Raw genomic sequence first — 21,928 nt, forward strand, 5'->3', positions numbered from 1 at the left:
GACTAGCCGGTGTCGTACTTGTACGTCGCCTCCTCCGCGTCGATGCCGAAGTCCTCGGCGCTCTCCTCCGGCTCCTCGGCCTCGCTGCCGCCTTTCTCGGCGTTCTTGAACCGTTCACGGAGTTCGGCGGGCATCTCGAAGGCGCCGGTGTCGATCGCCACGACGACCACGTTTTCGTCGACCTCCTCGCGCTTCTGTTCGAGGCGGTCCTCGATCACCGTCGGACGTTCCTCGGCGTCGACGCTCTCGAAGCCGAACTGCCGGAGGTAGTCGTCGCTGTCGGTGATCGAGTACACCGTCTCGAACTCGTTGTCGGCCGCGAGGTCGATTAGCCGCTCGACGACGTGGGCGCCGACACCCTGCCCGCGCCAGCCGTCCACGACGCCGATCCCGGTGAGCTCACAGACCTCGCCTTCGTCGGTCTTGTGGATGCGGTAGCGCCCGAAGCCGGCGCGCTCGTTCGTGCGTTCGTCGACCGCGATCACGTAGTCCCGCGAGCGGAAGGCGGTGCTGTCGAGCCCCATCTCCTCGATCCGGTCGAGCAACCACGCCTCGTCCCGGTTCCGTGCGTCGCGGACGTACATGTGCGGCAGTACGGCCCGGGGGGGCAAATGGCTTCCGCGGGTTCGGGGTCAGTCCTCGGCCTCGGGGTCGATCCCCAGCATCCCCGGAGTGATCGTGTCGGGGATGAGTTCGCCCAGCGAGTACTCCTTCCACTCGCCGTCGCCCGTATCGCAGTACACCGGCACGTCCTCGTCGCCGAACTCCGCGAGGGTCTGTCGGCACATCCCACACGGGGTGACGCCGTCGCGCTCCCCGGAGGAGACGGCGACCGCCGCGATCGAGCGGTGGCCCGCCCGGACCGCGCTGCCGACCGCGACCTCCTCGGCGTGGAGCGCGTTGCTGTAGTTGGCGTTCTCGATGTTACAGCCGGTGAATATCTCCCCGTCGTCGGTCAGGACGGCGGCGCCGACGCGGTACTCCGAGTAGGGGACGTAGGCGGCGTCGAGGGCGTCGCGGGCACGCTCGATCAGCGACGCCGGATCGGTGGTCTCCATACCCGAACCTCCGTGTGGACCGACTTGAAACGTCTGAAACCCGACGGCTCCCTCGCGAGCACGGCGACGATCCACGCGAGGGCGTCGGTACCGGTCCGGCGGTGCGTCCGGACACCGCGATCGGTCCCGTCCGTCATGTCGAGAAAATCATCGCTTCCTCCGATTTCGGGCGAACCAGCCGCTCTATTGGCCTTGTGTGTTAACAATACTCAAAGTAACCCTATAACCCTTCGGACGGTAGACGACAATGGATATGAAGAAACAGGAGCTCATCCACCTCCACGGTCTTCTCTCGGAGGTACGAGCCGAGTACGAGGACGCCGGAGAGCCGGAAGTCGACCTGAGCAGCTACGAGGAGTTCGGGGTCCAGCCGACGTCGATCCACCGTTCGAAGACCGACCACAAGCGCGCCGTCTTCGAGCTCGTCAACGGGCTGACCGACTCGCTGGACGACGAACAGGCGATCCCCGCGACGGCCGACTGACGCGCCGACACCGCCTCCTGCGATCCCACGCCTCGGAGCGGCGGCGCCGTCACAAGTGAACGATACGCGCGACGGAGCACGCGGCAGGTCACGCGCCGTGACCGGTTTCACTCCCGGTGCTGTTCGACCATCTCCTCGAACTCCGGAAGCAGCGTCTCCTCGTCGCCGTCGGCCGCCGGCTCGGTCTCCTCGGTGGCGTCGTCTTCCCCAGTCTCGCTCTCGGCCTCCTCGGCCGGCTCACAGGAGAGGCGTTCGAGCGCGATCCCCTCAAGCCGGCTGCCGATCTCCGAGCGCGCGATCCGGACGGCGTGGTCCTCGCTCTCGACGTCGTAGACGGTCATCCCGAGTTCGAGCGCGACCAGCCCCTCGCCGGCGGCGACGGTCGCGGGCGGGAGTTCGGCGCCGCGGGGCGAGCGACGGCTGCGCGGCTCGATGTCCACGTAGGAGAGGTCGGGATTGAGCCGCTCCCCGACCTTCGAGATGGCCGCGCCGACGGCTGCCTCTGGCGTCACCACGTCGTAGACCGGCACCGCCGCCTCCAGCACGACTCGGCAGTCCATCGGTCGCGTGTTCGCGACCCGGGAGCATGAACGTTCGGTCCCGCGACAGCTATTTGCTGGTCCGAGCCGACCCCGTGACCATGAGCCACGTCGCCGAACTCACGGGCATCGCGACGGGGGATACGCCGTCGGGCGAGGAGGTCCCGGCCGCGCTGCTGCGCGCCCGAGGGGAGTACCTCCCTATCTTCGTCACCGACGATCAGGCCGACGCGATCCGGCGCGGGCTGGCGGGCGAGCCGTTCGATCGGCCGCTGACCCACGACCTGCTGGTCGAGATGGTCACGGAGTTCGGCGGCGCGTTCGACCGCGTGCGGATCGACGAACTGCGGGAGGGGACGTTCTACGCGAAGATCGACGCCCAGCGCTACGAGGACGGCGAACCGGAGTCGCTCACCTTCGACGCCCGGCCCAGCGACGCCGTCGCGATCGCACTGCGGGCGGACTGTCCGATCGAGGTCGCCGACGACGTGCTCGACGCCGCGGGCCGCAGCCGCGAGGAACTCGGCGTCGACGGGCACGGCGGCGACGAGTAGCGCGGTCAGTCCCGCTCTCGTCCTGGCTGTCCTCGCTGAACGCGGCCGGGGGGCGCCGAGGTACCGTGGTGGATCGGCGGGCAGGCTCCACCGGCGAAACGGTGAAGTGATTTACACACTCGGTACACATTCACGGGAAACCCGGGATGTCGTCACACACCACCATCGACGAACTGTTGGATCTCGTCGGCGACCGAGCGGAGTTCCTCCGCCTCCTCCGTGACGGGCCGCTGTTCAAGCGCGACATCATCGACCGGCTCGACACCTCCCGCTCGACGGTTGACCGGGCCGTCGACGATCTCGTCGAGGCGGGACTGGTGGCGAGCGTCGACGGCGGATACCGGACGACGAGAACCGGACGGCTGGTGTTACAGCGGTACGAGACACTCCGGGAGGACATCGAGAACGTCATCGACGCCGCGTCGGTCGTCGACGCGATGCCCGCGGGGGCGACGCTCTCGGCAGCGACGGTGGCGAAGTCGACCGCCCGTCGGGTCGACCCCCACGACGTTGCCGATCTCGTCCGGGAAACGATCGACGGGGCCGAGAGCGTGGCCGCGTGCCTGCCGCGGCTCTCGGACTCGGTAGTGCTCGACGCCTACCGGGGGCACGCCGGGCCGGAGACGCGGACGCGCCTCGTCGTCGCCCCCTCGCTGGACGACGCGCTCGTCGACCGGCTGCCGGCGCAGTACCGGCGGCTCGCGACCGCCGACGTGCGGGTGTTCCGCGGCGGCGTCCCGGATATCGGGATCGTGGTCGCCCGGGGCGGGACGGACCGGGCGCTGATCGTCGCCTACACCGGGTTCGGCGGCGTCGCCGGGGTGCTCGAACTGACGGAGCCGGCGGCCGTCGACCGACTGGAGGCCCGCGTCGAGGGGCGGATCGCGGCGGCGACCGAACGGACGGACGAACTCGCGACGATCGACGCCGCGCCCGCGGCGTCGGCGCCCCCGAGCGACGACGCGCTTCCGGTCGATCTGGAGGCACAGGGGGTGGTCAAACTCACCGACGAACTGCTGGCGCGTCGGGGGGCGGCCTCGCTGCTGCAGGCGTGGCGGACGGGCATCTCTCTGGCGGACGCCGACACCGGACACCCCGTGGACCGCGTCCCGGCCGACGGCGAGCGGTCGCCGACGGCGGCGGCCCAGCGGCGGCTGCGTGCCGGCGAGGACGTGGTCCTGACCGGGCCGCCGGGGTCGGGGAAGAGCACGACCTGTAAGCGGATCGCGGTCGCGTGGCACCGGAACGACCGGGGGACGGTGCTGTACCGCGAGCCGGACGGCGAGCGGTCGCTCCAATCGGTGCCGGCGCTCCGGCGGGCCGTCGACGCCGCGGCGGGCCACACGCTGGTGGTCGTCGAAGACGTGGTCGATCCGGGCGCACGGCGCGCGCTCGACCTCCGGGCGGAGTTCGCGGGGCGGGACGACGTGAGCTTCCTGTTCGACGCACGCACGGCGGCGTGGGAGGGCGCCGACACGCCGACCGACGGGCCGACCAGACTGTCGATGCCGACGCTGTCCGTCGACGACTGCGAGGCGTTGCTCGCCCGCGCTGCCGAGGGGCGCGAGTCACCGCTCCCCCTCTCGGCGGCCGAACTCCACGACGAGGTCTCGGGCGAGGGAACCGCCGGCGGGTTCGTCGTCGCGGCCCACAGAGTGGCGAGGCTGGCCGACCCGCTGGCCGTCGCGGCCGACGACGCCCCGACCGGCCTCTCGGCCTCGGCTGCGGCGACGTTCGACCGGCTCCAGTCCCGGGGGCGCCTCGCGGTCGACCTCGGGATCTGGGTCAACCTCCTGAACCTGAGTGACCTCCCCATCCGGCCCGGCACCGTCGGGCCGTTGGGCGATCCCGCGTTCCTCGACGACGCGCTGGCCGTGTTGGACGGCGAGGTGCTGTTCGGCCGCCGTGCGGACCCCCTCGGCGTCGGCGCGACGGTCCACGACGCCTGGTCGACGGCGTTTCTCGATCACGCGATCGACCGGCTCGGGGAGCGTGGGGCACAGGAGGCGCTCGGCCGGGCGCTCACGGCCGTGCTCGACGGCGGAGCGCAGGCGGCCGAGGGCGAGTCCCCGCTCCCGCGTACCGACGACTGGCGGGAGACGTTCGTGGAGGCGCTGTTCGACGCGCTGCGGGCCCGACCCCGACTCGCCGGGCTGGTCGGGGAACGGCTTCGGGAGCGGCTCCCCGACGCCGTCGCGACGCTCCGGCGCCACCGCTGGCACGGCCGGCTGGCGCTGAACGCCGGGAGTCCCGCGGAGGCCGAGGCGGCGTTCGACCGGCTGCTGGCGGAGGCCCGCGCTGCCGGGAACCCCCACGCGATCGCACGGGCCCGGCGTGGGCTCGGTAGCGTTGCGCTCCAGCAGTCGGCGTACGACGACGCCGTCGAACAGCTCGCCGCGGCGCTCGGGCTGGCGCTCCGACTCGACGACGGCGACACCGTCGTCCGGGCGCTGCTCGATCTGGGTACGGTGGCACAGCGACGCGGCGACGATACGACGGCGATGCGTCGGTACGAGGCCGCCGACCGGCGCGCGACCGACGTCGGCGACGACGTGCTGCTCGCGACCTGCCGACAGAACCTCGGCACCGCGGCCGCCGAACGCGCTGACTACGACGCGGCGGTCGCACACGCTCGGGCCGCCCGGGAGACGTTCGAGGCGGCCGACGAGCCGCTCCGGGTGGCCAACTGCCTCGCCAACGCCGCCAACGCGCTGGTGAACGTGGGCGCGTACGACGACGCCGCCGGCCGGTACGAGCGGGCCGTCGACATGCAGTCCGAGCGCGGCGACGACCACGGCGCGGCGGGGACGCTCACCAGCCTCGGCGACCTCGAACGCCGGCGCGGGAACGACGAGCGGGCGCTGTCGTACCTCGAACGGGCCGAGTCGCTATTCCGGCGGATCGGCGACGACCACCGGCTGGCGATCTGTCTCAACAACCTCGGGATCGTCCGGAAGGACCTCGGGCGGCTGGAGGCGGCCGTCGACACCCACCGCGAGGCGCTGTCGATCCGCGAGGAGATCGGCAACCCCCACGAGATCGGCATGAGCGAGCACAACCTCGCCGTCTGTGCATTACGGCGCGGCGAGGTGGACCGCGCCGAGGAGTTCGCCCGGCAGTCGATGACGCATCTCTCGGCGGCCGGGAACCAGCGCTCGGTGGGCGTCACCCGCTCGCTGCTCGCGGACGTGCTGGTCGAGCGCGACGAGGTCGGCGACGCAATCGAACAGTTGGAGACCGGGATCGAGGAGCTGCGCAACTGCGGCGCCGACCCGCAGGCCGAGGCGCTCACGTCGGAGCTGATCGGGCTGCATCTGACGGCCGGCGACGTGGCGGCCGCGCAGGCGCTGGCTCGAACGGCGCACGACCGACTGACTGGGGGGCGGGACGTGGCCGCGGCCGACGACTGACCGGCGGGTTTGAGTGCGCCGCGGCCGGAGCGGTCCCCATGACCGAGACGGCGACGCTCGCGGAGTCGTACACCGAGATGACCGAGCTCCTGCTCCCGAACGACACGAACAATCTCGGGCGGGCGCTCGGGGGCGCCGTCCTCCACTGGATGGACATCTGCGGCGCAATCGCGGGGATGCGCTTCGCGAACAAGCAGGTAGTGACCGCGTCGATGGATCACGTCGACTTCATCTCGCCGATCGACCTCGGCGAGGTGGCGGTCGTGCAGGCGTACGTGTTCAACACCGGCCGCACCAGCGTCGACGTGAAAGTTGACGTGCGCGCGGAGGACCCCCGGGAGGGCGAGGAGCGGAAGACGACGGCCTCCTTCTTCACGTTCGTCGCGCTCGACGACGACGGGACGCCGACGGAAGTGCCGTCCTTGACGTGTCCGACGGAGGACGAGGAGGTGCTGCGCGAGGAGGCCGTTCAGGAGCGCAAACAGCAGTTCGAGGATCTCGTCGCACGGATGGAGGACTGACCGGGCCGCAGGCCGTTACTGTGGCTCCGGGCGGGTGCCCAGCGTCACCCCCACGGTCCGGCGCTCGCCCTCGCGGCGCACGGTCACTGCGACCGTATCGCCCGGGCTCGTCTCCAGCGCGAGGTACGTGCCGAGCTGGCCCGTCGTGTCGATCCGGGTGCCGTCGAGCGCAACGATCACGTCGCCGCCGGTCGGTTGGGGGGAGCCTTCGACAGTCACGCTTCCGCTGCCGCCCTGCAGGGCGCCGTCGGCGGGGCTTCCCTCGGGGACCGCCGAGACGTAGACGCCGCGTGCCTCGTCGAGGCCGTTGGCCGCCGCGAGCAGCGGCGTGACCGGGCGGATGCGCACGCCGAGGTAGGAGTGTTCGTAGCTCCCCCTCTCGACCAGTTCGGGGATCACCCGCTCGGTCAGCGCGGCGCTGATCGCGAACCCGACGTTCTCGGCGCCGGCCTGCGTGACGACGCCCGCCACGTCGCCGTCGAGGGTGAGCAGCGGGCCGCCGCTGTTGCCGGGGTTGACCGCCGCGTCGGTCTGGACCGCGCCGGAGATGGTGAAGTTCTGGATCGAGGAGATCGTCCGGTTCACGCCGGAGACGACCCCGGAGGTGAGCGACCCCGCCAGCCCCAACGGCGCGCCGACGACGGCGACGCGGGTGCCGACCGCGGGCTGTTCGTCGAGCAGCGGCAGCGGGTCGGCGTCGACGGGCGGGTCGACCGAGAGCGCGGCGAGGTCGCTGTAGGGGTCGCTCCCGAGTATCTCCGCCTCCGCCCAGTCGCCGTTTGCGAACTGTGCGCGCACCGTGTCCGCGTCCGTGACCACGTGCGCGTTGGTGACCAACACGCCGTCGTCGAAGAGCCAGCCCGATCCCTCGCCGAGGGGGCCACGGTCGTCGTACACGCGTAAGCGGACGACTGACGGCGAGACCGCCTCGTAGAGGTCGGCGAACGGCTGCTCGCCGTGGAATTCGGCGTCGCCTTCGGGGGCGGAACAGCCCGAGAGCGCGGCGATCCCGGCACCTGCGGCGGTGAGAAACCGGCGGCGGGAGTAGTCCATGACCGTTTTCGGGAAGCGACGAATAAACGGGTTGGGGTCGGGGATACTCTCCGGCTCCGATGGATTCTTGTGCCGTGGTAACATTCACCACGTAATTATCACTACATAACGTTTAAGTTCGCCACGGTGGGATACGTTGTCAGGATGTCCGAAGAAAGTGATTTCGATCGTCGTAAGTTCCTCCAGGCGACTGGGGCTGCGGCACTGACAGCCAGCGTCGCCGGCTGTACCGACGGCGGCGAGGGTTCGCCGACCGAAGGCTCCGGCAACGGCGGCACCGACACCGGGACCGACGGGCAGGGCGGTGACGGGGAGTTCACCGGCCTCGACTCCTACCCGTACTCGCCGGGCGAGACGGACGTGGAGAGCGCCCGTCAGGTGATGGAGGAGGCCGGCTACGGCCCCGACAACCGCTTCGAGCTCGACTGGCTCCAGTACACGAGCCCGGCGTGGAAGGAGATGGCCAACACCATCCGTTCCCGCCTCGAGAGCGCCTACATCGACATGAGCATCGCCGAGGCCGACTTCAGCGGCCTCCTCAACCGCACCGAGAAGGGCGACATGCAGGCGTTCACGCTGGGCTGGATCGCGGACTACCCCGCGCCCCAGAACTTCCTTCAGCTGGTCGACCCCGAGAACACCATCTACGACGGCGAGGGGCCGGCGCCCAACGGCGCGCGACTGTTCTGGACCGAGGACTCCGAGACGGACACGGACGTCCGGAACTTCATGACCGAGCAGTTCGACCAGATCCAGAACAACCCTCAGCAGTCCGAGGAGGCCCAGCAGGCCCGTGACGAAGCCGCCGTGAAGATGGAGGAGGGCCTCTGGGAGTCCGCCGCGCTGCTGCCGATGTACCACCAGGTGTCCCAGAGCTTCTGGTACGACCGCCTCGACTACAGCCCGCCGGGCGGGATGGGCGGCTCGCGCTCGAAGGAGAACATCTCCGTCAAGGGTCTGGAAGGCAAGGACCGCCTCGACAAGATCTCGGCGACGTTCAGCGCGCTCGACCCGATCGCCTCCGGTAACACGGCCTCGGGCGGGAAGGTCATGAACCTGTTCGACGCGCCGATGAACTACCACAACGGGACCACCGAGGTCCGGAACCTCCTCGTCGAGGACTACAGCGTCAGTGACGACCTGACGGAGTACGAGTTCACGCTCAAGGAGGGGATCCAGTTCCACGGCGACTACGGCGAGGTCACCGCCGACGACATGGTGTACTCGATCCGCCGCCTCGTCGAGTCCTCCAACTCCACGAACACCTACTTCCCGAACTCGGTGCTCAACATCGAGCGGGAGACCGACGACGACGGCAACGTCGTCCCCGGCTCGACCGGCGTCGAGGCCACGGGCGACTACACGTTCACGGTCACGCTCCAGAACTCGTTCCCGTTCGCGCTGTCAGTGCTCGCCTACTCCGCGTTCTCGGTCGTCCCCGAGGGCATCGTGGGCGACATCGAGGGGTACGAGGGCGAGATGAGCTGGGAGGAGTTCTCCACCAACCCGGTCGGCTGTGGTCCGTTCCAGTTCGCGAACTGGGAGTCCGGCAACGGCGGCGAGTTCAACGCCGACAAGTTCGACGACTACCACGGCCAGGAGCCCGCGATCGAGGGGATCGACGCCGCGATCATCACGGACACCAACGCTCAGTACAACTACTTCCTGAACGGGAACGCCGACGTGTCCGCCATCCCGACCTCGAAGTACGACCCGAACAAGGTCAGCATCGAGGAGACGGTCGACGGGATCGACCGCGGGACCTACGGGCCGATGGAGAACGACGAGACGGTCAACATGGCCCAGACGCCGACGATCAACACCTACTACGTGGCGTTCAACATGCAGGAGGTGCCCAAGCCGGTGCGTGAGGCGATGGCGTACGTCATCAACCGGCCGCAGTTCGTCGACAGCGTGTTCAAGGGCCGCGGTGCGCCCGCCTACCACCTGACCCCGACGCAGGTGTTCCCCGGCGGCGCCTCGGCCTACGAGAGCCACTGGCAGGGCGAGTAACTCTCGGCCCGCGCTCGCCCCGCTCGAGCGCATCGACAGGGTGAAAACCTCGCCGGCCGATGTTCCTCGTAGTCGTGCCGGTGTGACACAGCCACGATATCATTGTTCGGTATGATTAGACTTCCATCCTCTCGTCGCCAACCACGTCGGTACCCGGTCCGTACCGACACTGACGTATCGTCCCGCTTCGCTCGTCGACCGAGCCATGCTGAAGAGACTCACACATGAATCGTTCACTGTACATCCTGAAACGGCTCGGGTTGGGTATCCCCGTCATACTGTTCGGGCTGACGATGTCGTTCCTCATCATGTATCTCGGCCCGCTCGACCCGGTGCTGGCGATCCTCGGCCGCGACGCCACCTCGAGCGACATCCGACAGCTCCGGATCGCGCTCGGCTACATCCAGCCCGACGGGACCCCCGTCCCGGTCTGGCGCCAGTACGGGAACATCATGTACGACCTGTTCACGCTGCAGTTCGGGCAGTCGTGGGTCCTCCAGCGTGGGGTGCCCGTCACCGACGTCATCGCGAACCGGATGCCCGCGACGCTGTGGCTCGGCTTCTGGTCCGTCGTGATCGCGCTCCTGTTCGGGATCCCGCTCGGCCTCTACGCCGGCCTCCGCGCCAACACCTGGGGTGACTACCTCGCCTCCGGTGGTGGCATCATCTGGCGTGCGATGCCGAACTTCTGGCTCGCCGTGATGATCGCCGGGAGCCTCAGCGCCGGCGGCGCGCTCTCGTGGTACCGAGGATTCGGCATCAGAACGGACGTGATCGGGACGCCCGACGAAGTGGCGAACCTGTTCACGGTGGTCGAACTGTTCAACGGGGTGCCGGTGCTCGAACTGCTGTTTATCCCGATCCCCAACCTCCAGAACATGCTGATCGCGTTCAAGTGGATCCTGCCCGCGGCGCTGGTGCTCGGCTCGGCGTCGATGGGGAACGAGATCCGTATCGGCCGCACCGCGGTTCTGGAGAGCATCAACTCGAAGTACGTGGAGACGGCCAAGGCCAAGGGGCTCTCCCCGCGGCGGATCGTCGTCAAACACGTCGGTCGGAACGCGATCGTCCCGCTGCTGCCCGTCATCATGGGTGAGACCTACCTGCTCATCGGCGGCTCGGTGCTCGTCGAGAGCGTGTTCAGCATCAACGGGCTCGGCAACCTCTTCTTCCGGGCGATCCTCGGGCCGGACATCCCCGTCGTGATGGCGCTCGTGTTCATCTTCGTTATCATCCAAGTACTGATGAACATCCTTCAGGACGTACTCTACACACTGATCGACCCGCGTATCACACTGGGGGACACCCAATAATGAGCACGAACACCGCCTCGGAAACCGAGACCGGGCCGAGGTTCGAGTACGACGACCGGCCGCTGTGGTCACGCGTCGTCGACGACCCCGGGCCCGCGCTTCGCTGGCTCGCTGTCATGGCCGCGCTGATCGCCGTCGAGTTCGGCGCGTTCGTCGGGGCGATCCTGACGGTGCTCGACGCGGTCTTCATCGGCGTGACCGCGATCTTCGACGTGCTGTTCGGCCTGCTCGGACTGGGCGGGCTCTCCGCCGGCGTCGTCAACTTCCAGTCGAGCGTCTCCGGCGCGATAACGGGCGTCCGTGACGCCGCGGAGGGGCTTCCGACGCTACTGAGCAGGGAGACGATCCCCAACCAGGGCCACATGGCCAGCGCCGACGGCCCGTGGGTCGACACGTTCCTCGGCTGGGAGCCCGCGCTGGCGTGGGCGTTCCGCGTCCTGCTCATCGTCGCGTACTCGCTGTTCGCGTTCTACTGGGTGTTCCGTGGCTGGCTCGTCTTCCGCGAACACTACCGTCAGGCCGACTGGACGCCGTCCGACGACATCGTCGACCGGCTCCGTGACCACCGCTGGGGGCAGTTCGGCATCTTCGTGCTCGCGCTGTTCCTGATCATGGCGCTGTTCGGCCCGGCGCTGGGCCCGACGACGGTCGCGGGCAACATCCAGTCGCCGTACAGCACCGAGGTCAAACACTTCGACGAGGAGGCCGGCGAGGTCGTGACGATCACCGCCGGCGCCGCCAACTTCGACTCCAAGTCGAAGGGCGCCGGCAGCCAGAACGTCGGCCCGATGACGTACGACAACTTCGAGCGGTTCCACCCGTTCGGCACGCTCCCGAACGGCCGTGACCTGTTCACCTTCATGATGGGCGGGGCGCGGATCACGCTGATCGTCGCCGGGCTCGCGATCGGCCTCAGCGCGCTGATCGCCGGCGGGCTGGCGATGGTGTCGGCGTACTACACGGGGGTGATCGACCTCGGTATCCTCACGACCGCCGACGGGATCGTCTCCGTCCCGCGGCTGCTCCTGCTGATCATGATCAGTGCGGTGTTCGCGAACCACTGGATCGCGAGCGTGCTCGACGGCGGCTTCCTGTTGGCGCTGATCTTCGGGTTCACCGGCTGGCCGTTCCTCTGGCGGGCGGTCCGTGGCCCGGCGCTGCAGGTGGCCCAAGAGGAGTGGATCGACGCCGCCGAGAGCTTCGGACAGGGGTCGCGGACGATCATGCGCAAACACATGTTCCCCTACATCACTGGCTATCTACTCGTGTACGCCTCGATGTCCACCGGCGGGATCATCGTCGGCCTCGCCGCGCTCTCGTTCCTCGGCAACGGGCTGGGGATCACGCCGCCGACCCCCGCGTGGGGGCGTGCGGTGTCGCTCGGCCAGTCGTACGTCTCCGGGCCGTCGTGGCACATCTCGTTCATCCCCGGCGCGATGATCGTCGTGCTCGTCACGGGGCTGAACGCGTTCGGCGACGGCATCCGCGACGCGATCGACCCCGAAACCGAGAGCGACGAAGGTGAAGAGGCCGCCGCAGGGGGTGGTGCCTGATGGCCGCCGAGGAGGACGTGGTGCTCTCGGTCCGGAACCTCCAGACCGTGTTCCACACCGACCGCGAGACGATCAGGGCCGTCGACGGCGTCGACTTCGACGTCCGCAAGGGCGAGACCGTCGGTATCGTCGGCGAGTCCGGCTCCGGGAAGTCCGTCACCGCCCGCTCGATCATGGGACTCATCGAGAGTCCCGGCGAGATCATGCCCGGCTCGTCGATCAAGCTCAACGGCGAGGAGCTGACCGAGTTCGACGACATGCAGTACCAGCAGGTCCGGGGCAGCGGCATCGGGATGGTGTTCCAGGACCCCCAGAAGTCGCTCAACCCCGTCTACACCGTCGGGAACCAGATCATGGAGGCCCTGGAAGTGAACCAGGGCCTCACCGGCGAGGAGGCTCGCAAGGAGGCGATCAGGCTGCTCGAACGGGTCGCCATCCCCGACGCCCCCCGTCGGCTGAACGAGTACCCCCACGAGTTCTCGGGCGGGATGCGCCAGCGCGCGGTGATCGCGATGATGCTGGCCTGCGATCCCGAGTTCCTCATCTGCGACGAGCCGACGACCGCGCTCGACGTGACGATTCAGGCCCAGATCCTCGAACTGCTGCAGGACCTGCAGGAGGAGCGTGGCCTCTCCATCCTGTTCATCACCCACGACATGGGCGTGATCGCGGAGATCGCCGACCGCGTGAACGTGATGTACGCCGGCGAGTTCGTCGAGAAGGCGCCGGTGGAGGAGCTGTTCGCGAACCCCCGTCACCCCTACACCGAGGGGCTGCTGGGGGCGATCCCCGGCGAGCAGACCGCCGGCGAACAGCTTCGGACGATCGACGGCGACGTACCGACGCCGAACGAGGAGGCAACCCACTGTCGGTTCGCCCCGCGGTGTCCGGAGGCGTTCGACGCCTGCGACGCCGTCGCTCCACAGCACGTCCAGGTCGGCGAGAACGACGACCACACCGCGGCCTGCCTGCTGTACCCCGACGGCGAACCCGAGGACCGCCGGGTCGAGCACCACCGGGAGCTCGCCGCGGCCGACGGAGGTGAGAACGAATGAGTCAACAGCTTCAGCGGGACGATCCGACCGGCGAGGAGACGCTCATCGAGGTCGAAGGCCTCAAGAAGTACTACGGCGGTGACGGCGTGCTGGCGCCGCCGCCGGTGAAGGCCGTCGACGGCGTCGACTTCGAGATCAAACGCGGCGAGACGTTCGGGCTGGTCGGGGAGTCCGGCTCCGGGAAGAGTACGCTCGGCCGGACGCTGATCCGGCTCGAGCAGGCCACGGAGGGGACCGTCTCCTTCGACGGCACCGACATCACCGAGCTCTCCGGGAAGGACCTGAAACACTGGCGGCGGAACGCCCAGATGGTGTTCCAGGATCCCGAGTCCAGCCTGAACGACCGGATGACCGTCGGCGAGATCGTCCGTGAGCCGCTGGACGCCCACGACTGGAAGACCGACCGCGACCGCCGAGAGCGCGTCCGGGAACTGCTCGAGAAGGTCGGGCTGCAGGAGGAGCACTACTTCCGCTACCCCCACCAGTTCTCGGGCGGGCAGCGCCAGCGCGTGGGGATCGCCCGCGCGCTCGCGCTCAACCCCGAGTTCGTCGTGCTCGACGAGCCCGTGAGCGCGCTCGACGTCTCGGTGCAGGCGAAGATCATCACGCTGCTCGAGGACCTCCAGGAGGAGCTCGATCTCACCTACCTGTTCATCGCCCACGACCTGAGCGTCGTCCGGCACATCTGTGACCGCGTCGCGGTGATGTACCTCGGGAAGATCATGGAACTCGGCGAGACGGAGGAGCTGTTCAACTCCCCGTCGAACCCCTACACGAAGTCGCTGCTGTCGGCGATCCCGCGGCCGGACCCGACGGCGACGATCGACCGGATCACGCTCCCCGGGACGCCGCCGAGCCCGCGGGACCCGCCCCAAGGCTGTCAGTTCTCGACGCGCTGTCCGGCCAAGATCCGGCCCGAGCCGTACCAGGATCTCGACGACGACGTCTGGGAGGCCATCGAACGGTTCCGGGAGATCGTCCGGGAGCGGACCCGGGTCGAGCTCTCGATCACCGACCGCGTGAAGCGGCGGACCGGCAGCTTCTCGAAACACGACGACATCGAGGAGGCGGTCGCCGACCTGTTCGACGGCGTCGACAGGCCGGCGTCGGTCGAGGAGCCGATCGAGCGCGCGCTCGAACGGGTGAAAGCCGGCCACCCCAGCGAGGCACGCGACATGCTCCGCGAGGAGTTCGGCGGCGTCTGTGACAATGAGCGCCCCGAGCACTACACGGTCAGCGACACGGGGCGGAAGAGCTACTGTCACCGCCACTCCGACGAGTACGCGGACGTAGAGGCCCGGCTGGGTCGAGAGACCCGTGGCGAGTAGACGCCTCCTCCGCTACGTCGAGTTCGCCCTCTGGGTCGTCGCAGCGACGGCGCTGATCGTCGCCGGCGCCGCGGTGCCGGCGTTCCTGCTCGGGGCGGGGCTTCCCACCCTGAAGCTGCTGCTGTTCGTGATCGGGACGCTGCTGTTCGGCGTCGGGAGCTTCGGCATCCAGCCCGAGCGCCCCAAGCGCGACGGGCAGCTCGTCGACCTCGAGAGCGGGGAGCCGAACCGCTTCGAGGACAAGATTCAGGAGCTCCCGCCGCTGCGAGGGGAGCGGCTCCCCTTCTCGGACCGGGTGGACCGAAACGTGAAGCTATTCGTTACCGCGGTCGCCGTGCTCGCGGTGTCGGCGGCGCTCGAACTCGTCTTCGGCGTCCCGGGCTGAGCGGGAACGCACACCTTTTATCAGCGACGCCACCCCTGTGTCGGTATGGTCAACCCCGACGGCGAGGGCGTGCCGGACGAACTCGACCGGATCGCCGACGACGCCGACGTGATCCGCGACGGCTGGCAACGGACGGTCGAGGACACGCGAGCGATGGCCGCCGACCGCGAGGACGCCGGCTACGAGACGCTCGTCGTGTTCTCACAGGACACCTCACCCGTCGCCCCCGACGCCGAGGGGGCCGAGCACTGGGGCCTGACGTATCTGGTCGACGGCGACACCGCCGACACGGTCGCCGACGCGCGCGAGCGTGCCGAGTTCGACGAGACTGCGGTGTATCAGGCCGGCGCCGGCCCGACGACGTTCATCGTCACCGAGTGTCTCGATCACGACGAGGAGTTCGTGGTGTTCGTCGCCGGCGCGTTCCGGAAGCGAGAGGCGGCCGGGCTGGTCCGCGCCGCGACCGAGCGCGGGGAGATGCACACCCACTTCCGGACGCTCGACGGCACCGTGATCGCCTCGGTCGAGCACGACGACGTGTCGGCGTTCTTCCCCGATCCGCAGGAGTACTACTCCTACGGCGGCCAGTTCGCCGCCGACGCGGTGCCGGCCGAGGACGACGACGAGTAACTGCCGCCTCAGAGCATAGACTAACGGTTTAGGCGGGACGAGCCGTACCCACTGTCGGAGGTGTCGGATCCTGCGAGTGGGTACCGGAGTACGACCGGGAGCCGGCAAATCGTGGGTCGCGGCAGCACGTGACTGACGGAAACGCGGGGATTATCCGTCCGTACCCGGTAACGACGCTAATGAGTCAGGACGCCGCCGGCGACGCCACGAGCGAGGGGGACCTCCGGAACACCGGGATGTCCCTGCGCCACGACCGGGAGTGGGACTACGAACTGGAGCGCATCATCGAGGAGATCGAGGAGAAAGACGCCAAGAAGGTCGGCCTGCAGTTCCCCGAGGGGCTGAAGCGCCGCGGCCCCGCGGTCGCCGACGACCTGCGGGCGCTGGCGCCCGACGACGTGACGTTCATGCTGTCGGGCCAGCCCTGCTACGGCGCCTGCGACCTCGACACGTTCCTGATGCGCCGCACCGACGTGTTCGTCCACTTCGGCCACTCGCCGATGAAGAACTCGGACAAGATCATCTACGTGCCGCTGTTCTCCAACGTCGATCCGTTCCCGATGATGGAGGAGGCGCTGGAGGAACTCCCCGAGGACGACGTGGGGCTGGTGACCACCGCCCAGCACATGAACCTCTTCGACGACATGAAGGAGTGGCTGGAGGGCGAGGGGTACGACGTCCACACCCGGAAGGGCGACGACCGCCTCACCCACGAGGGGCAGGTGCTCGGCTGCAACTACGCCTCCGCGGACATCGACGCCGACCAGGTGCTGTACGTCGGCGGCGGGAAGTTCCACCCGCTCGGGCTGGCGATGGAGCACCCCGACAAGAAGGTCGTGATCTGTGACCCGGTGAACAACGTCGTCACCGTCGCGGACACGGAGAAGTTCATGAAGCAGCGCTACGGCGCGGTCCACCGCGCGATGGACGCCGAGAAGTGGGGCGTCATCTTCTGTACCAAGATCGGGCAGGGCCGCTGGGAGATGGCCGAGAAGATCGTCGACGAGAACGAGAACGCCTACCTGATCACGATGGACGAGGTGACGCCGGACCGCCTCCGCAACTTCGACATGGACGCCTTCGTCAACACGGGCTGTCCCCGGATCACCACCGACGACGGCCCGCAGTTCCACAAGCCGATGCTGACCCCCGGCGAGTACGAGATCGCCGTCGGCAACAAGCCGCTGGACGAACTCTCCTTCGACACGTTCCACGGCACGTGGTAGGCCGTTAGCCGGATTCCGCCTCCCCGTCGCCCGTCGTCACTTCGTACAGATCTTCCTCGTAGCGGATCGCGTACGGCTCGTCGATGCCGAACGACGGCGTGATCGCGTGGTTCTCCTCGACGTACCGGACGCGCTCGACGCCGTCCTCGAAGTACGACAGCGTGTTCCGCAGCCGGTAGTCGTGTGCCGCCCGCTCGGGGATAATTCGCACCGGTTCCTCGGCGGTCTCGACGCATCGGACGGTTAGCTCGGCGCGGGAGCCGTCTTCGTCTACGCCCTCACCTCGGACGGTCACCACGCCGCCGTCGCGGGCAGCGTCGACGACCCGTTCGGTCGGTTCGAGCGTCAGTTCCGGGGCGTCGACGTCGAAGCGGGCCGCGAAGCCGAGCGTCTCCCCCTCGGAGTCGCCGAGGACGCCGTCCGCCGTGAACGCGTACTCGCCGCCGCCGAGGCCGCCGACGGTCCCCGCTTCGAGCCACGCGTCGTAGTACCGGCCCGGGTCCGGCGGGAGGTCGTGCTCGGCGGAGAGCGTCCACTCGTGGCGCCCGCCGGGGTCGAGAGTCATCAGCGGCTCCCGCCAGATGTCCGGGACCACGCGGTACCAGTCGCCGTCGGCGCGCTTCCAGAGCGTCCACGCGTAGAAGTTGGTCGACAGCGTCCGGTCCGATCCGTTCTCGAGGGAGAACGTCACCGTCTCGGGCGGCGAGACCGACTGCGCGTCGGCGGTCAGCACGACCGCGACCGATTCGGAGTCCGTCTCGGGGACGCAGACGATTCGGTCGCCGACCGACGGGCAGTCCGACGCGTCGGTGGGGACGCCCATGGCGTCGGAGCCGGGCGCGGTACAGCCGGCGAGCGCGAGCGCGGACAGTGAGAGGAGGGCACGTCGTCGCACGGCGGCCCTGCGACCCCGCTCGGCAAATCCTTTGTGTTGCGGTTCTCGCCGCGGGCGTCGCCGCGACGACAACGCCTTTGGCCGCGCCGGCCGCTACCACGGGCATGGAGATCGACACCAGTTCGCTCGACGAGTACCTCGACGAGCAGGGCCTCGACGGCTACGCCGTCTACGCCGACAGCGACGACTCGACCCAGCGCTACCTCTCCGGCTTCGACGCGCCGGATCCGTTCTTCACCGTCTACACGCCCGAGGAGACCGCGCTCCTCACCTCGGGGCTGGAGTACGGCCGCGCGACGAAGGAGGCCCGCGGCACCGTCGACCGCACCTCCGAGTACGACTACCAGTCGCTCCGCGAGGCACACGAGTCGGGCGTCGCCCGGGCGAAGCTGCAGGCGGCGTTCCTCGACGCCCACGGCGTCGACTCGATCGCGGTGCCGGAGACGTTTCCCGTCGGCGCGGCCGACGGCCTGCGCGAGGAGGGCGTCGCGCTGGCGGTGGACTCCGAGGGCGTCGTCGACGACATCCGCGCGGTGAAGACCGACGAGGAGATCGAGCACGTCCGCGAGGCCACCATCGCGAACGAGAAGTCGATGCAGGCCTGCGAGGAACTGCTCGACGCCGCGGAGGTCCGCAACGGCACGCTCTACCACGAGGGCGAACCGCTCACCAGCGAGCGCGTCAAGACTGAGATCGAGGTGACGCTGCTCGAACACGGCTGCGCGCTGGACGAGACGATCGTCGCCTGCGGAACCGACGCCGCGGACCCCCACGACCGCGGCAGCGGGCCGCTGGAGGCGGGCCAGCCCATCATCGTCGACATCTTCCCCCGGAGCAAGGAGACGGGCTACCACTCCGACATGACCCGGACGTTCGTCAAGGGCGACGCGAGCGAGGCGGTCGCGGAGTGGTACGAGCTCACCCAGGAGGCAAAGCGCGCAGCGTTCGAGGAACTCGAGGCCGGCGCGACTGGCGCCGACGTTCACGCAGCGGTGTGTGACGTGTACGAGGCGGCCGGCTACCCGACGCTTCGGGACGATCCCTCGACCGAGACGGGGTACATCCACAGCACCGGCCACGGGGTGGGGCTGGACGTGCACGAGGCGCCGTCGCTGTCGCCCCGTGGTGGGGAGCTGGAGGCCGGCCAGATCGTGACGATCGAGCCGGGGCTGTACGATCCGGAGCACGGTGGCGTACGGATCGAGGATATCGCGGTGGTGACCGAGGACGGCTACGAGAACTTCACCGACTACCCGGAGCAGTTGGAGGTATGAGGCGATAGAGGCAGGCTTGCTGCTGCTATCGGCTCGACGAGGATTGGCGTCACGAACACCGTGAAAGCCCCTGACGGCTCGGCTCCCAGGACTCGCTGCGCGCGCTCACTTCGCTCGCGTGCTTACTTCGTCCGGGTTCGCCGAGCCGTCAGCCCCTTTCAGTCCCACCCGTACAGCCCACAAACCTCCCCAACCGACTCACTCGCTCACGTCCGTTCGCTCGTTCGTCCCTCGCGCTCGGTCGGCGCACGGAGGCGCCGACGCTTCGCGCCACCGCACAGCGAATCAGTTTCGCACGACGACACCCACAGCGAACTACCGGCATCCGCGCCCCTTTTCACCCGACGACTACCAGCTACGGGTAGATGACGCTCTGTATCGTCGGCGCCGGCGCGATGGGCCGCTGGCTGGCCGGGACGCTCGTCGACGCTCGGCCGACGGTCGACCTCGCGTTCGCCGACACCGACACCGCGGCCGCGGAGGACGCCGCCGCCGAGTTCGACGCCGTGGCTATCGCGCTCGCGGAGGGCCTGCCGGCGACGGACCGAACGTTCGAGACGGTCGCGCTGGCGGTCCCGATCCCCGCCGTCGAGGCCGCCGTGGCGGACTGGGCACCGTACGCCGAGACAGCGATGCTCGACCTCTCGGGCGTGATGGCCGCGCCCGTGGCGGCGATGGGCGACCACCTGCCCGACCGCGAGCGCGCGAGCCTCCACCCGCTGTTCGCCCCCGAGCGGGCGCCGGGCAACGTCGCGCTCGTCGCCGACGCGGTGGGGCCGACGCTCTCGCCGCTGCTCGACGCGCTGCGGGCGGCGGGCAACGAACTGTTCGAGACGACGCCCGCCGAGCACGACGAGGCGATGTCGACGATTCAGGCCAAGAGCCACGCCGCCGTGCTCGCGTGGGCGCTGGCAGGCGACGACGTTCGCGAGGAGTTCCACACACCCGTCTCAGCCGGCCTGCGCGACCTCGCCGCGACGGTGACCGACGGCGAGGCGCGCGTGTACGCCGACATTCAGGACGCCTTCGGCGGCGCCGACGCGGTCGCCGACGCCGCACGCGAGATCGCCGACGCGGACGACGAGGCGTTCGCGGCGCTGTACGACGAGGCCGGCGACGCCGCCGACGAAATCTCCGGGGGTGACCGATGAGCGTCGACCGCGATCGCCTCCGGGACACCGTGAACTACCTCCGGGAGGTCCGACCGATCGACCCCGAGGAGATCCAGGCGTACTTCGACGACACCCCCCACCCCGCGGTGATCAGGCAGGAACTCCGCGCCGCGGCGTTCGACCTCGACCTCGTGGAACGGGAGGACGGCACGTTCGTCCCCGCCGACGACACGCCGGTCACTCCGCCGGGGTGGTCGCCCGAGACGCTCCCCGACGAGTACGAGCGCGTGGTCGTCGATCGACTCGTCGAACGCTTCGGGCTCGACTGGTACGACGGCGACTCCGGCGACGAACTCCGGGAGGCGATCCGCCGGCTCAAGGCCGACTACTACCACGGCAACCCCGTCGAGTACGACGAGACCGCGGCGCTGGGGTACGCGATCTACCACCTCCCGGACTACTACGCCGCGATGGGGTACGTACTCGACGACCTCGCGGCGAACGGCGACCTCCCGCGGAAACTCCGCGTGCTGGACGTGGGTGCGGGCGTCGGCGGCCCTGCGCTGGCGCTGATCGACTACCTCCGCGCGGCGGCAGGCGACGACGGCGAGCCGCCACTGATCGAGTACCACGCGCTGGAGCCTTCGCCGGCCGCAGACCTGCTCGAAGCGCTGCTCGAAGAGACGCCGCGCAACGTCCGAACCACGGTCCACCGCGAGCGCGCGGAGGCGTTCGACCCCGATTCGGTGGGCGACGTGGACCTGCTCACGTTCTGTAACGTGCTCTCGGAGCTCGCCGACCCCGTGGCGACGGCGGAACGGTATCTCGACGCCGTCGCCGACGACGGGACGATGCTCGCGATCGCGCCCGCGGACTTGGAGACCGCGACCGGACTCCGGGAGGTCGAGCGCGCGCTCGCCCGACCCGGCTCGGGACCGTCGGTGTACTCGCCGACGCTCCGGCTCTGGCCCGGCGAGTCGCCGTCGGACCGGGGCTGGTCGTTCGACGTTCGCCCCGACGTGGCGGCGCCGCGGATGCAGCAGCAGTTGGACGAAGGTGACCGTGGGGCCGACGGCGCCACGGAGCACGACGAACCCGGGACGTTCACGAAGACGTCGGTCCAGTTCGCCTACGCGCTGTTGCGCCCGGACGGGAAGCGTCGGACACAGATCCTCGCCTCCGAGGACCGCCACGCTAAGGCCGCGGAGATGGAGCGCCACGTCAGCAACCGCATCGACCTGTTGACGGTGAAGCTCAGCCCCGATCTCAGCCGGCAGGGCGAGCGGGCACGGGAGTACGGCGCCGACCCCAACCCGATCTTCAAGATCGGCGACGGCAGCGAGGACGTCGAGCAGTACGCGGTGCTCACCCAGCACACCGAACTCAACCGCGCGCTGGGCGAGGCCGACTACGGCGCGGTGCTGTCGATGGAGAACGCGCTCGTGCTGTGGAACGACGACGAGGAGGCGTACAACCTCGTCGTCGACGGCGAGACGGTCGTGGATCTGGTCGTCCCGTAGGTCGG

Annotated in this window: 20 protein-coding genes; 15 read left to right on the forward strand and 5 right to left on the reverse strand. The window is 69.2% G+C overall.

Going from position 1 to position 21,928, the window contains the following annotated elements; translation table 11 throughout:
* Positions 1–2: 2 nt before the first annotated feature.
* Both ACYQZ5_RS10290 and cdd read right to left on the reverse strand, forming a co-directional pair.
* Positions 3–584: a GNAT family N-acetyltransferase gene (locus ACYQZ5_RS10290; protein WP_379731564.1), complete on the reverse strand. Its 582-nt coding sequence runs from the start codon at positions 582–584 to the stop codon at positions 3–5.
* 48 nt (positions 585–632) lie between these two features.
* Entirely contained in the window at positions 633–1,058 is a 426-nt protein-coding gene (gene cdd, locus ACYQZ5_RS10295; RefSeq protein ID WP_379731563.1) for a cytidine deaminase, read from the reverse strand.
* 253 nt (positions 1,059–1,311) lie between these two features.
* Here cdd and ACYQZ5_RS10300 point away from each other — a divergent pair, with 253 nt between their 5' ends.
* Positions 1,312–1,542: a UPF0058 family protein gene (locus tag ACYQZ5_RS10300; protein WP_379731562.1), complete on the forward strand. Its 231-nt coding sequence runs from the start codon at positions 1,312–1,314 to the stop codon at positions 1,540–1,542.
* 107 nt (positions 1,543–1,649) lie between these two features.
* On the opposite strand, the gene ACYQZ5_RS10305 is transcribed toward ACYQZ5_RS10300, so the two are convergent.
* Positions 1,650–2,102 carry a DUF555 domain-containing protein gene (locus ACYQZ5_RS10305; protein ID WP_379731561.1) on the reverse strand — a complete coding sequence of 151 codons (453 nt, stop codon included), beginning with the start codon at positions 2,100–2,102 and terminating at the stop codon, positions 1,650–1,652.
* Between the two features lie 80 nt (positions 2,103–2,182).
* On the opposite strand from ACYQZ5_RS10305, the gene ACYQZ5_RS10310 reads away from it, so the two are divergent.
* The 3 genes from ACYQZ5_RS10310 to ACYQZ5_RS10320 all read left to right on the forward strand — a co-directional run bounded on the left by ACYQZ5_RS10310 (position 2,183) and on the right by ACYQZ5_RS10320 (position 6,566).
* Positions 2,183–2,635 (forward strand): bifunctional nuclease family protein, encoded by a 453-nt coding sequence (locus tag ACYQZ5_RS10310; RefSeq protein ID WP_379731560.1) that lies wholly within the window; start codon positions 2,183–2,185, stop codon positions 2,633–2,635.
* Positions 2,636–2,781: 146 nt separating this feature from the next.
* Positions 2,782–6,045 (forward strand): tetratricopeptide repeat protein, encoded by a 3,264-nt coding sequence (locus tag ACYQZ5_RS10315; RefSeq protein ID WP_459846082.1) that lies wholly within the window; start codon positions 2,782–2,784, stop codon positions 6,043–6,045.
* A gap of 38 nt (positions 6,046–6,083) precedes the next feature.
* Positions 6,084–6,566, forward strand: a complete 483-nt coding sequence (locus ACYQZ5_RS10320) for an acyl-CoA thioesterase (RefSeq protein ID WP_379732934.1) — start codon at positions 6,084–6,086, stop codon at positions 6,564–6,566.
* Positions 6,567–6,581: 15 nt separating this feature from the next.
* Here ACYQZ5_RS10320 and ACYQZ5_RS10325 read toward each other — a convergent pair whose 3' ends face one another.
* Positions 6,582–7,619 (reverse strand): S1C family serine protease, encoded by a 1,038-nt coding sequence (locus ACYQZ5_RS10325; RefSeq protein ID WP_379818038.1) that lies wholly within the window; start codon positions 7,617–7,619, stop codon positions 6,582–6,584.
* A 144-nt stretch (positions 7,620–7,763) separates the two neighbouring features.
* Between ACYQZ5_RS10325 and ACYQZ5_RS10330 the strand changes: the two genes are divergently transcribed.
* From ACYQZ5_RS10330 to dph2, 8 genes are all read left to right on the forward strand, one after another.
* Positions 7,764–9,632, forward strand: a complete 1,869-nt coding sequence (locus tag ACYQZ5_RS10330) for an ABC transporter substrate-binding protein (RefSeq protein ID WP_379730807.1) — start codon at positions 7,764–7,766, stop codon at positions 9,630–9,632.
* 224 nt (positions 9,633–9,856) lie between these two features.
* On the forward strand, positions 9,857–10,945 hold the full coding sequence (locus ACYQZ5_RS10335; protein WP_379730808.1) for an ABC transporter permease: 1,089 nt from the start codon (positions 9,857–9,859) through the stop codon (positions 10,943–10,945).
* The gene (locus tag ACYQZ5_RS10340; protein ID WP_379730809.1) at positions 10,945–12,498 is read left to right on the forward strand and encodes an ABC transporter permease; all 1,554 of its coding nucleotides are present in this window, start codon (positions 10,945–10,947) and stop codon (positions 12,496–12,498) included. The genes ACYQZ5_RS10335 and ACYQZ5_RS10340 overlap by 1 nt, the downstream gene beginning before the upstream one ends.
* Complete coding sequence (locus ACYQZ5_RS10345; RefSeq protein WP_379730810.1) at positions 12,498–13,553, forward strand: ABC transporter ATP-binding protein; 1,056 nt, start codon at positions 12,498–12,500, stop codon at positions 13,551–13,553. Before ACYQZ5_RS10340 ends, ACYQZ5_RS10345 begins: the two co-directional genes overlap by 1 nt.
* A complete protein-coding gene (locus ACYQZ5_RS10350) occupies positions 13,550–14,881 on the forward strand; it encodes an ABC transporter ATP-binding protein (protein WP_379730811.1) in 1,332 nt (443 codons plus the stop codon). The genes ACYQZ5_RS10345 and ACYQZ5_RS10350 overlap by 4 nt, the downstream gene beginning before the upstream one ends.
* Positions 14,871–15,266 carry a DUF7555 family protein gene (locus ACYQZ5_RS10355; RefSeq protein ID WP_379730812.1) on the forward strand — a complete coding sequence of 132 codons (396 nt, stop codon included), beginning with the start codon at positions 14,871–14,873 and terminating at the stop codon, positions 15,264–15,266. Before ACYQZ5_RS10350 ends, ACYQZ5_RS10355 begins: the two co-directional genes overlap by 11 nt.
* A 45-nt stretch (positions 15,267–15,311) precedes the next feature.
* Positions 15,312–15,896: a DUF7529 family protein gene (locus ACYQZ5_RS10360; RefSeq protein WP_379730813.1), complete on the forward strand. Its 585-nt coding sequence runs from the start codon at positions 15,312–15,314 to the stop codon at positions 15,894–15,896.
* A gap of 179 nt (positions 15,897–16,075) precedes the next feature.
* Positions 16,076–17,122, forward strand: a complete 1,047-nt coding sequence (dph2, locus tag ACYQZ5_RS10365; protein ID WP_379730814.1) for a diphthamide biosynthesis enzyme Dph2 — start codon at positions 16,076–16,078, stop codon at positions 17,120–17,122.
* A 4-nt stretch (positions 17,123–17,126) separates the two neighbouring features.
* Here the strand turns inward: dph2 and ACYQZ5_RS10370 are convergent, their stop codons facing one another.
* Complete coding sequence (locus ACYQZ5_RS10370; protein WP_379730815.1) at positions 17,127–18,017, reverse strand: immunoglobulin-like domain-containing protein; 891 nt, start codon at positions 18,015–18,017, stop codon at positions 17,127–17,129.
* 104 nt (positions 18,018–18,121) lie between these two features.
* On the opposite strand from ACYQZ5_RS10370, the gene ACYQZ5_RS10375 reads away from it, so the two are divergent.
* The 3 genes from ACYQZ5_RS10375 to ACYQZ5_RS10385 all read left to right on the forward strand — a co-directional run bounded on the left by ACYQZ5_RS10375 (position 18,122) and on the right by ACYQZ5_RS10385 (position 21,923).
* Complete coding sequence (locus tag ACYQZ5_RS10375; protein WP_379730816.1) at positions 18,122–19,291, forward strand: M24 family metallopeptidase; 1,170 nt, start codon at positions 18,122–18,124, stop codon at positions 19,289–19,291.
* 365 nt (positions 19,292–19,656) lie between these two features.
* Positions 19,657–20,442 carry a prephenate dehydrogenase gene (locus ACYQZ5_RS10380; protein WP_459846092.1) on the forward strand — a complete coding sequence of 262 codons (786 nt, stop codon included), beginning with the start codon at positions 19,657–19,659 and terminating at the stop codon, positions 20,440–20,442.
* Positions 20,439–21,923, forward strand: a complete 1,485-nt coding sequence (locus ACYQZ5_RS10385; protein WP_379730676.1) for a small ribosomal subunit Rsm22 family protein — start codon at positions 20,439–20,441, stop codon at positions 21,921–21,923. The genes ACYQZ5_RS10380 and ACYQZ5_RS10385 overlap by 4 nt, the downstream gene beginning before the upstream one ends.
* The last annotated feature ends 5 nt before the right edge of the window (positions 21,924–21,928 follow it).

This window comes from Halolamina salina (assembly GCF_054653455.1).

Bases quoted from the DNA above. Each gene is read 5' to 3' on its own strand.
- ACYQZ5_RS10360 (WP_379730813.1), top strand. From the start codon at position 15,312: ATGGTCAACCCCGACGGCGAGGGCGTGCCGGACGAACTCGACCGGATC.
- ACYQZ5_RS10290 (WP_379731564.1), bottom strand. From the start codon at position 584: ATGTACGTCCGCGACGCACGGAACCGGGACGAGGCGTGGTTGCTCGAC.
- ACYQZ5_RS10330 (WP_379730807.1), top strand. From the start codon at position 7,764: ATGTCCGAAGAAAGTGATTTCGATCGTCGTAAGTTCCTCCAGGCGACT.
- ACYQZ5_RS10335 (WP_379730808.1), top strand. From the start codon at position 9,857: ATGAATCGTTCACTGTACATCCTGAAACGGCTCGGGTTGGGTATCCCC.
- ACYQZ5_RS10300 (WP_379731562.1), top strand. From the start codon at position 1,312: ATGAAGAAACAGGAGCTCATCCACCTCCACGGTCTTCTCTCGGAGGTA.
- ACYQZ5_RS10320 (WP_379732934.1), top strand. From the start codon at position 6,084: ATGACCGAGACGGCGACGCTCGCGGAGTCGTACACCGAGATGACCGAG.
- ACYQZ5_RS10340 (WP_379730809.1), top strand. From the start codon at position 10,945: ATGAGCACGAACACCGCCTCGGAAACCGAGACCGGGCCGAGGTTCGAG.
- ACYQZ5_RS10345 (WP_379730810.1), top strand. From the start codon at position 12,498: ATGGCCGCCGAGGAGGACGTGGTGCTCTCGGTCCGGAACCTCCAGACC.
- ACYQZ5_RS10380 (WP_459846092.1), top strand. From the start codon at position 19,657: ATGACGCTCTGTATCGTCGGCGCCGGCGCGATGGGCCGCTGGCTGGCC.
- ACYQZ5_RS10310 (WP_379731560.1), top strand. From the start codon at position 2,183: ATGAGCCACGTCGCCGAACTCACGGGCATCGCGACGGGGGATACGCCG.
- dph2 (WP_379730814.1), top strand. From the start codon at position 16,076: ATGAGTCAGGACGCCGCCGGCGACGCCACGAGCGAGGGGGACCTCCGG.
- ACYQZ5_RS10375 (WP_379730816.1), top strand. From the start codon at position 18,122: ATGGAGATCGACACCAGTTCGCTCGACGAGTACCTCGACGAGCAGGGC.
- ACYQZ5_RS10385 (WP_379730676.1), top strand. From the start codon at position 20,439: ATGAGCGTCGACCGCGATCGCCTCCGGGACACCGTGAACTACCTCCGG.
- ACYQZ5_RS10350 (WP_379730811.1), top strand. From the start codon at position 13,550: ATGAGTCAACAGCTTCAGCGGGACGATCCGACCGGCGAGGAGACGCTC.
- ACYQZ5_RS10315 (WP_459846082.1), top strand. From the start codon at position 2,782: ATGTCGTCACACACCACCATCGACGAACTGTTGGATCTCGTCGGCGAC.
- cdd (WP_379731563.1), bottom strand. From the start codon at position 1,058: ATGGAGACCACCGATCCGGCGTCGCTGATCGAGCGTGCCCGCGACGCC.
- ACYQZ5_RS10305 (WP_379731561.1), bottom strand. From the start codon at position 2,102: ATGGACTGCCGAGTCGTGCTGGAGGCGGCGGTGCCGGTCTACGACGTG.
- ACYQZ5_RS10325 (WP_379818038.1), bottom strand. From the start codon at position 7,619: ATGGACTACTCCCGCCGCCGGTTTCTCACCGCCGCAGGTGCCGGGATC.